The organism is Affinundibacterium flavidum, from assembly GCF_014284175.1.
Classification (GTDB): domain Bacteria; phylum Pseudomonadota; class Gammaproteobacteria; order Burkholderiales; family Burkholderiaceae_D; genus Undibacterium; species Undibacterium flavidum.
In genome coordinates, this window is record NZ_JACOGA010000013.1 from 152,820 (window position 1) to 164,066 (window position 11,247).

The following is an 11,247-nucleotide window of genomic DNA, read 5'->3' on the forward strand; positions in this document are numbered from 1 at the left end:
TAAGCGGCACGAGCACAACAGCAACAACAGTCAATGTCACACCATCCTCCGGTACTGCAGTATTAGGAACCGATACGGGTGTACAACAAGTTTCCACCGATGGCGGTGTGACCTGGAATACTTTAGGCAGCAGCGTAGTCGTACCAGCGGGAGCCAATGGCTTCCAGGTGCGTATCGCCACCACCAATGACGGCGTGGTGGAAGGATCTGAAACGATCACTTTATCGGCAGCGACAGCACAAAATAGTGCAGCGATTGTCGGCACAGGCACGATCACGGACGGCGCAGTACCAACGATTAGTATTAGCGGTCCAGGCGACGTCAATGAAGCAGCTGGAACGGTGACGTATACCGTGACCTTAAGCAGCGCCAATGCAGCACCGGTGAGTGTGAATTACAGCACAGCCAATGGCAGTGCAGTGGCAGGCAGTGACTACACAGCCGTAGCCGGCAATGTGACATTCGCACCAGGCGAAACGAGCAAAACGATTACGGTCGCGATCACAAATGACACAGTATTTGAAGGCGCTGAAAACTTCCAGGTGAATTTATCTGCACCGACGAACGCGACTTTAGGCACAAGCAGCGTCACGACGACCATTCATGATGATGGTACAGGCACAGGTGGTGGCGATGATGATCGTCTGGTCGTGACATCAGTGAGCAGCCCGACGGTAGGTGAAGGCGGTAATTTAGTATTTAGCGTCACCTTAAGCGGCACCAGCACGACAGCAACAACAGTCAATGTCACCCCATCTTCTGGTACTGCAGTATTAGGAACCGATACGGGCGTACAACAAGTTTCCACCGACGGCGGTGTGACCTGGAATACCTTAGGCAGCAGCGTAGTCGTACCAGCGGGAGCCAATGGCTTCCAGGTGCGTATCGCCACCACCAATGACGGCGTGGTGGAAGGATCTGAAACGATCACTTTATCGGCAGCGACAGCACAAAATAGTGCAGCGATAGTCGGCACGGGCACGATCACGGACGGCGCAGTACCAACGATTAGTATTAGCGGTCCAGGCGACGTCAATGAAGCAGCTGGAACGGTGACGTATACCGTGACCTTAAGCAGCGCCAACGCCGCACCAGTGAGCGTGAATTACAGCACCGCCAATGGCAGCGCAGTGGCAGGCAGTGACTACACAGCCGTAGCCGGCAATGTGACATTCGCACCAGGCGAAACGAGCAAAACGATCACGGTTGCGATCACAAATGACACGGTATTTGAAGGCGCTGAAAACTTCCAGGTGAATTTATCTGCACCGACAAATGCGACCTTAGGCACAAGCAGCGTTACGACGACCATTCACGATGATGGCACAGGCACAGGTGGTAACAATAACGATACGCCTACCTTAAGCGTCAGCAATGTGACGGTTGCAGAAAGTGGCGGCTTTGCACAATTTACTGTGAGCTTAAGTAATACAAGTACAAGTGCGACGAGTTTTAATTTGGGATTAGCCGGTGGAAATGCTATCGGTGGTGGTACCGATTATGGCAGTCCTACAGCAAATAATTTGCAGGTGTCTACTGATGGTGGTGCGACTTGGAATAATGCGACGTCGGCGACGATTGCCGCTGGTAATACGAGTGTCTTAGTGCGTACACCGATTACCGATGATTTGATTAATGAGGCCAATGAAACTTTCCAACTGACCGCAACGCGTACCGGTGGTTTTACGACGAATAATAGTGCGGTCGGAACAGCCACAATTACAGACAATGATGCTGCACCAAGTTTGACGATCAATGATGTGACCGTTAATGAAGCGGCTGGTACCGCGACTTTCACAGTAACCTTGTCAGCAGCATCTGGACAAACGGTCACCGTTGGCTATAACACGAGTAATGATACGGCGACAGCGGGTGCGGACTACGCCGCAGCGAGCGGTACAGTTAGTTTTGCGCCTGGAGTAACGACGCAAACTATTACAGTAAACATCACCAACGATAGCGTATTTGAATTGTCGGAAAGATTTAACGTCAATTTGGTAGCGCCAGTTAACGCCACAATTTCTGATGCACAAGGTGTAGGCACAATTAGAGATGATGGCACAGGGCCGGGCGGTAATGATAATGACACTCCATCACTGAGTGTCAGTAATGTTACGGTCGCAGAGGATGGTGGCTTTGCGCAATTTACTGTGAGTTTAAGTAATGCCAGTACTACGCCGACAAGTTTTAATCTCGCTTTGGCTGGAGGAAATGCCACTGGAGGCGGAACCGATTACGGCAGTTTAGGCGCTAACAATCTGCAAGTATCGACAGATGGCGGAAACACATGGAGCAATGCAAGCACAGCAACGATTGCTGCAGGTTCTACTAGTGTCTTGGTGCGCACACCAATTACCGATGATTTAATCAACGAAACGAACGAAACCTTCCAACTGACAGCAAGTCGTACTGCTGGAACTACAACGAATAGTTCGGCAATTGGTACCGCAACGATTGTCGACAACGAAGGTGCGCCTTCGATATCGATTGATAATGTTGTAGTCAATGAAGACGCTGGAGTGATGACATTTACCGTCACCTTGAGTCATGCAACTAGCGACGTTGTCAGCTTTAATTATGCGACTGGTAACGGTGGCGTGAATCAGGCAACAGCTGGAAGTGATTATGTTTCCAGTGTGCCTGGCGCAAATGGCAGTATTGCAGCAGGATCGACTACGACAACGATTACCGTGCCGATTAATGATGACTACATCAGAGAAGGTAATGAAACGTTTAACGTAACTTTATCTAACTTGTCAGTCAATGTGGCGTCTAGCGGTAATACTTTAGTTGGACAGGGAACGATAACAGATGCCGGTAGCCCGTCAACGCCACCAGATGTTCCTGAAGTAGTAGATTCTGTAGACACGGTCTACGCCCACATCAGCGTCGATGCAGCGAGCGTTGCCGAAGGTGGCGTATTAACCTACACCGTCACACTCAAAGACAGCAGTGGCAATGTCGTCAGTGTTCCAGCAGGCAGCAGCATTGCCGTGGCGTTGAAATGGAGCGGTGTCGCCACAGCCGGAGTCGACACGAGTGCTTTACCAACCAGCGTCAACGTCAGCGGCGGCGGCAGCACGACATTTACGGTCACCGCGACCGATGATTATTTGAAAGAAGGCTCAGAATCTTTAATCGCGACGATTAGCGGTGTGACCGATACGAATAGCCGTTACGAAGCCGTAGCCGTTGGTTCAAGCAACACAGCAACCAGCGCCATCACAGATGAAGCTGTACCAAGCACAGGTGATACGGTCTATGCCCATATCAGCGTCGATGCAGCAAGCGTCGCAGAAGGTGGCGTATTAACCTACACCGTCACGCTCAAAGACAGCAGTGGCAATGTGGTCAGTGTCCCAGCGGGTAGCAGTATCGCAGTGGCGTTGAACTGGAGCGGTGTAGCAACAGCCGGTGTGGATACTAGCGCTTTGCCAAGCAGCGTCAACGTCAGCGGTGGCAGCAGCACGACCTTTACGGTCACAGCGACCGATGACTATTTGAAAGAAGGTTCAGAATCCCTGATCGCGACGATTAGCGGTGTGACGGATACGAATAGCCGTTACGAAGCTGTCGCAGTCGGTTCAAGCAATACAGCAACCAGCGCCATTACCGATGAAGCCGTACCAAGCACAGGCGACACGGTCTATGCGCACATCAGCGTCGATGCAGCAAGCGTCGCCGAAGGTGGCGTATTAACCTACACCGTCACGCTCAAAGACAGCAGCGGCAATGTCGTCAGTGTTCCAGCAGGCAGCAGCATTGCCGTGGCTTTGAACTGGAGCGGGGTCGCGACAGCAGGAGTCGATACTAGCGCCTTACCAAGCAGCGTCAACGTCAGCGGTGGCAGCAGTACGACATTTACAGTGACAGCGACCGACGACTATTTGAAAGAAGGCTCAGAATCCCTGATCGCCACGATCAGCGGTGTGACGGATACGAACAGTCGTTACGAAGCTGTCGCAGTAGGCTCAAGCAACACAGCAACGAGTGCAATTACCGATGAAGCCGTACCAAGCACAGGCGACACGGTTTACGCCCACATCGGCGTCGATGCAGCGAGCGTCGCCGAAGGTGGCGTCTTATCCTACACAGTCACACTCAAAGACAGCAGTGGCAATGTGGTCAGTGTTCCCGCTGGCAGCAGCATTGCAGTGGCGTTGAACTGGAGCGGTGTCGCGACAGCGGGTGTCGACACCAGCGCCTTACCAGCCAGCGTCAACGTCAGCGGCGGCAGCAGCACGACATTTACAGTGACAGCGACCGATGATTATTTGAAAGAAGGTTCAGAATCTTTAATCGCGACGATCAGTGGTGTGACGGATACGAATAGCCGTTACGAAGCTGTAGCAGTAGGTTCAAGCAACACAGCAAGCAGCGCGATCACCGATGAAGCCGTACCAAGCACAGGCGACACTGTTTACGCTCATATCAGCGTCGATGCAGCGAGCGTCGCAGAAGGTGGCGTATTAACCTACACCGTCACACTCAAAGACAGCAGTGGCAATGTGGTCAGTGTTCCCGCTGGCAGCAGTATCGCCGTGGCGTTGAACTGGAGCGGTGTAGCGACAGCGGGTGTCGATACGAGCGCCTTACCAGCTAGCGTCAACGTCAGCGGCGGCAGTAGCACGACCTTTACGGTCACAGCAACCGATGACTATTTGAAAGAAGGCTCAGAATCCCTGATCGCGACAATCAGCGGTGTGACGGATACGAATAGCCGTTACGAAGCCGTCGCAGTAGGCAGCAGTAACACAGCAAGCAGCGCGATCACGGATGAAGCCGTACCAAGCACAGGTGATACCGTCTATGCGCACATCAGCGTCGATGCAGCCAGTGTTGCTGAAGGCGGTGTATTAACCTACACGGTCACGCTCAAAGACAGCAGTGGCAATGTGGTCAGTGTTCCCGCTGGCAGCAGCATTGCAGTGGCGTTGAACTGGAGCGGTGTCGCGACGGCAGGTGTCGATACTAGCGCTTTACCAGCTAGTGTCAACGTCAGTGGCGGCAGCAGCACGACATTTACAGTGACAGCGACCGATGATTATTTGAAAGAAGGTTCAGAATCCCTGATCGCGACGATCAGCGGTGTAACGGATACGAATAACCGTTACGAAGCCGTAGCTGTTGGTAGCAGCAATACAGCAACCAGCGCCATCACAGATGAAGCCGTACCAAGCACAGGTGATACAGTCTATGCCCACATCAGCGTGGATGCAGCGAGCGTCGCCGAAGGCGGCGTATTAACCTACACCGTCACGCTCAAAGACAGCAGCGGCAACGTCGTCAGTGTTCCCGCTGGCAGCAGCATTGCAGTGGCGTTGAACTGGAGTGGTGTCGCCACAGCAGGAGTCGACACCAGCGCTTTACCAAGCAGCGTGAACGTCAGCGGCGGCAGCAGTACGACATTTACAGTGACAGCAACCGATGATTATTTGAAGGAAGGCTCAGAATCCCTGATCGCGACGATCAGCGGTGTGACGGATACGAATAACCGTTACGAAGCCGTAGCAGTAGGTTCAAGCAACACAGCAACCAGTGCAATTAATGATGATGTTTCTCCATCCACTGAAGATACAGTATTTGCTGTGATCAGCGGACCAACAACTGTAACTGAAGGTGAGACGACAACAGCATTTACTGTCAGGTTAGTAGATTCGTCAGGTAATCCTGTAACTGTCACAGCTAATACAAATGTGACGATCAAATTCAGTGATATTTCGTCGGAACTTGGTGACTTTGATCACGCCGATAAAGTCGTCACTATTTTCGCCAATACGAATAGTGCGACCTTTACAGTAGCAACGAATCCAGATGTTGATTTTGATAATGATAGCTTTAAGGCGACTATCACTAACGTGCAAGATACGGGTGAGTTTGAACTTATTGACATAGTTTCTGGTGTGGGCGCGCAAACTGCAAACGTAACAACTACGATCAGTGACGATGATGCAGCACCGACGATCAGTATTGATAACGTCACTGTCAATGAAGACGCAGGAACGATGACTTTTACCGTTACATTAAGTCATGCAACTACGGCAGATGTTACTTTTGACTTTGCTACAAGCAATGGCATTATCAGTCCGGCTACTGCTGGCATTGATTACATTGCTAGTTCTATCGGTGCAAACGGCAGTATTTTAGCGGGTAGCACAACTACGACTATTACGATCAATATTAATGACGATTTCGTTAGAGAAGGGAATGAAATTCTCAATGTTAACTTGTCAAATGTTTCTGCGAATGTTGACGTTGGAAATAGTGATTTGGTTGGTGTAGGTACAATCACGGATGTGGGTAGTGTGGTTGTAGATCCCGATATTCAAGAACCTGTAAGTGCGGAAGATACTGTTTACGCCCACATCAGTGTCGATGCAGCGAGCGTTGCCGAAGGTGGCGTATTAACCTACACCGTCACACTCAAAGACAGCAGTGGCAACGTCGTCAGTGTCCCAGCCGGTAGCAGCATTGCAGTGGCGTTGAACTGGAGCGGTGTCGCGACAGCCGGTGTGGATACGAGCGCCTTACCAGCTAGCGTCAACATCAGCGGCGGCAGCAGCAGCACATTTACAGTGACAGCAACCGATGACTATTTGAAAGAAGGCTCAGAATCCCTGATCGCGACGATCAGTGGTGTGACGGATACGAACAGTCGTTACGAAGCAGTAGCCATTGGCAGCAGCAATACAGCAACCAGCGCCATCACAGATGAAGCTGTACCAAGCACAGGCGACACGGTCTATGCCCACATCAGTGTCGATGCAGCGAGTGTTGCCGAAGGTGGCGTCTTAACCTACACAGTCACGCTCAAAGACAGCAGTGGCAACGTCGTCAGTGTCCCAGCAGGTAGCAGCATCGCTGTTGCTTTGAACTGGAGCGGTGTAGCGACAGCAGGAGTCGATACGAGCGCCTTACCAGCTAGCGTGAATGTTAGCGGTGGTAGTAGCACGACATTTACAGTGACAGCGACCGATGATTATTTGAAAGAAGGCTCAGAATCTTTAATCGCGACGATCAGCGGTGTGACGGATACGAATAGCCGTTACGAAGCTGTCGCAGTAGGTTCAAGCAACACAGCAACGAGCGCAATTACCGATGAAGCCGTACCAAGCACAGGCGATACCGTCTATGCGCACATCAGCGTCGATGCAGCGAGCGTCGCAGAAGGCGGCGTATTAACTTATACTGTCACACTCAAAGACAGCAGTGGCAACGTCGTCAGTGTCCCAGCAGGTAGCAGCATCGCTGTTGCTTTGAACTGGAGCGGTGTCGCGACAGCGGGTGTCGATACGAGCGCCTTACCAGCTAGCATCAACGTCAGCGGCGGCAGCAGTACGACATTTACAGTGACAGCCACCGATGATTATTTGAAAGAAGGTTCAGAATCCCTGATCGTCACAATCAGCGGCGTCACTGACACCAATAACCGTTACGAAGCCGTAGCCGTTGGCAGCAGCAACACAGCGACTAGTGCGATTACCGATGAAGCCGTACCAAGCACAGGCGATACGGTTTACGCCCACATCAGCGTCGATGCAGCCAGTGTTGCAGAAGGCGGCGTATTAACCTACACCGTCACGCTCAAAGATAGCAGCGGCAACGTCGTCAGTGTTCCAGCGGGTAGCAGTATCGCAGTGGCATTGAACTGGAGTGGTGTCGCGACAGCCGGTGTGGACACTAGCGCCTTACCAGCTAGTGTGAATGTCAGCGGCGGCAGCAGCACGACCTTCACGGTCACAGCAACAGACGATTATTTGAAAGAAGGCTCAGAATCCCTGATCGCGACGATCAGTGGTGTGACCGATACGAATAGCCGTTACGAAGCCGTAGCCGTTGGCAGCAGTAACACAGCAACGAGCGCAATTACCGATGAAGCCGTACCAAGCACAGGCGACACGGTCTATGCGCACATCAGCGTCGATGCAGCCAGCGTTACCGAAGGTGGCGTATTAACCTACACCGTCACACTCAAAGACAGCAGTGGCAACGTCGTCAGTGTCCCAGCTGGCAGCAGCGTTGCTGTTGCTTTGAACTGGAGCGGTGTAGCCACAGCGGGTGTAGACACCAGCGCCTTACCAGCTAGCGTCAACATCAGCGGCGGCAGCAGCACATTTACAGTGACAGCAACCGATGACTATTTGAAAGAAGGCTCAGAATCCCTGATCGCGACGATCAGTGGTGTGACGGATACGAACAGTCGTTACGAAGCAGTAGCCATTGGCAGCAGCAATACAGCAACCAGCGCCATCACAGATGAAGCTGTACCAAGCACAGGCGACACGGTCTATGCCCACATCAGTGTCGATGCAGCGAGTGTTGCCGAAGGTGGCGTCTTAACCTACACAGTCACACTCAAAGACAGCAGTGGCAATGTGGTCAGTGTTCCCGCTGGCAGCAGCATTGCAGTGGCGTTGAACTGGAGCGGTGTCGCGACAGCGGGTGTCGACACCAGCGCCTTACCAGCCAGCGTCAACGTCAGCGGCGGCAGCAGCACGACATTTACAGTGACAGCGACCGATGATTATTTGAAAGAAGGTTCAGAATCTCTGATTGCAACGATCAGCGGTGTGACGGATACGAATAACCGTTACGAAGCTGTAGCCGTAGGCAGCAGTAACACAGCAACGAGCGCAATTACCGATGAAGCCGTACCAAGCACAGGCGATACCGTCTATGCGCACATCAGCGTCGATGCAGCGAGCGTCGCAGAAGGCGGCGTATTAACTTATACCGTCACACTCAAAGACAGCAGTGGCAACGTCGTCAGTGTCCCAGCAGGTAGCAGCATCGCTGTTGCTTTGAACTGGAGCGGTGTCGCGACAGCGGGTGTCGATACGAGCGCCTTACCAGCTAGCATCAACGTCAGCGGCGGCAGCAGTACGACATTTACAGTGACAGCCACCGATGATTATTTGAAAGAAGGTTCAGAATCCCTGATCGTCACAATCAGCGGCGTCACTGACACCAATAACCGTTACGAAGCCGTAGCCGTTGGCAGCAGCAACACAGCGACTAGTGCGATTACCGATGAAGCCGTACCAAGCACAGGCGATACGGTTTACGCCCACATCAGCGTCGATGCAGCCAGTGTTGCAGAAGGCGGCGTATTAACCTACACCGTCACTCTCAAAGATAGCAGCGGCAACGTCGTCAGTGTTCCAGCGGGTAGCAGTATCGCAGTGGCATTGAACTGGAGTGGTGTCGCGACAGCCGGTGTGGACACTAGCGCCTTACCAGCTAGTGTGAATGTCAGCGGCGGCAGCAGCACGACCTTCACGGTCACAGCAACAGACGATTATTTGAAAGAAGGCTCAGAATCCCTGATCGCGACGATCAGTGGTGTGACCGATACGAATAACCGTTACGAAGCTGTAGCCGTAGGCAGCAGTAACACAGCAACCAGTGCGATCACGGATGAAGCCGTACCAAGCACAGGTGATACCGTCTATGCGCACATCAGCGTCGATGCAGCCAGTGTTGCAGAAGGCGGCGTATTAACTTACACCGTCACACTCAAAGATAGCAGCGGCAACGTCGTCAGTGTCCCCGCTGGCAGCAGCGTTGCTGTTGCTTTGAACTGGAGCGGTGTAGCCACAGCGGGTGTAGACACCAGCGCCTTACCAGCTAGTGTGAATGTCAGCGGCGGCAGCAGCACGACCTTCACGGTCACAGCAACAGACGATTATTTGAAAGAAGGCTCAGAATCCCTGATCGCGACGATTAGTGGTGTGACCGATACGAATAGCCGTTACGAAGCCGTAGCCGTTGGCAGCAGTAACACAGCAACGAGCGCAATTACCGATGAAGCCGTACCAAGCACAGGCGACACGGTCTATGCGCACATCAGCGTCGATGCAGCCAGTGTTGCTGAAGGTGGCGTATTAACCTACACCGTGACGCTCAAAGATAGCAGCGGCAATGTGGTCAGTGTTCCAGCCGGCAGCAGCATTGCCGTGGCGTTGAACTGGAGCGGTGTAGCCACAGCCGGCGTCGACACCAGCGCCTTACCAGCTAGCGTTAACGTCAGCGGCGGCAGCACCACCACATTTACGGTCACAGCGACTGATGATGTTTTAAAAGAAGATACTGAGTCTTTAATTGCAACCATTAGTGGAGTAATCGATACAAATAGCTCTTTTGAGAGTGTGGCAATTGGATCTGTGAACGTTGCAAGTAGCTCCATCACCGATAACGATGCAACCCCAAGCCTGTCAATCAACGACGTCACCGTCAACGAAGCAGCCGGCACAGCGACTTTCACAGTCACCTTGTCCGCAGCCTCTGGTCAAACAGTTTCTGTCGGTTACAACACCAGCAATGGCACGGCCACTGCCGGCAGTGACTACACAGCAGCAAGCGGTACCTTAACCTTCAATCCTGGCGTCACCACCCAAACGATCACGGTCAATATCAGTAATGACAGCGTGTTCGAATTGTCCGAGAACTTCAACGTCAATTTGGTCACTCCAACGAATGCGACGATATCTGACAATCTGGGCATAGGCACGATCAAAGATGATGGCACCGGCACGGGTGGTAGTGACAACGACACCCCAACGCTGAGCGTCAGTAACGTGACGGTCGCAGAAAGCGGCGGCTTTGCGCAATTCACGGTGAGCTTAAGCAATGCCAGCACCACAGCCACAAGTGTCAGCCTCGCCTTAGGCGGCGGTACAGCAACGGGCAGTGGTACCGATTACGGCAGCGCCACAGCGACTAATCTGCAAGTGTCCACCGATGGTGGCGCAACGTGGGGCAATGCGACGACCGCAACGATTGCGGCAGGTAGCACGAGTGTGTTGGTACGGACACCGATCACCGATGATCTGATCAATGAAGTGACTGAAACCTTTGATTTAACAGTCACCCGCACAGCAGGCACGACCACCAATGCCTCCGCAGCGGGTACCGCGACGATTACCGACAATGACGGTACACCAAGCCTGTCAATCAACGACGTCACCGTCAACGAAGCAGCCGGCACAGCGACCTTCACAGTCACCTTGTCCGCAGCCTCTGGTCAAACAGTTTCTGTCGGTTACAACACCAGCAATGGCACCGCCACTGCAGGTAGTGACTACACAGCAGCAAGCGGTACTTTAACGTTCAATCCTGGTGTCACCACCCAAACGATCACGGTCAATATCAGTAATGACAGCGTGTTCGAATTGTCCGAGAACTTCAACGTCAATTTGGTCACTCCAACGAATGCGACGATATCTGACAATCTGGGCATAGGCACGA

General features: G+C 52.7%; 1 protein-coding gene. It reads left to right on the plus strand.

Translation table 11 applies throughout. The features are described from left to right. A partial coding sequence (locus H8K55_RS14850; RefSeq protein ID WP_186942840.1) for a Calx-beta domain-containing protein occupies positions 1 to 11,247 on the plus strand: 11,247 nt, incomplete at both ends.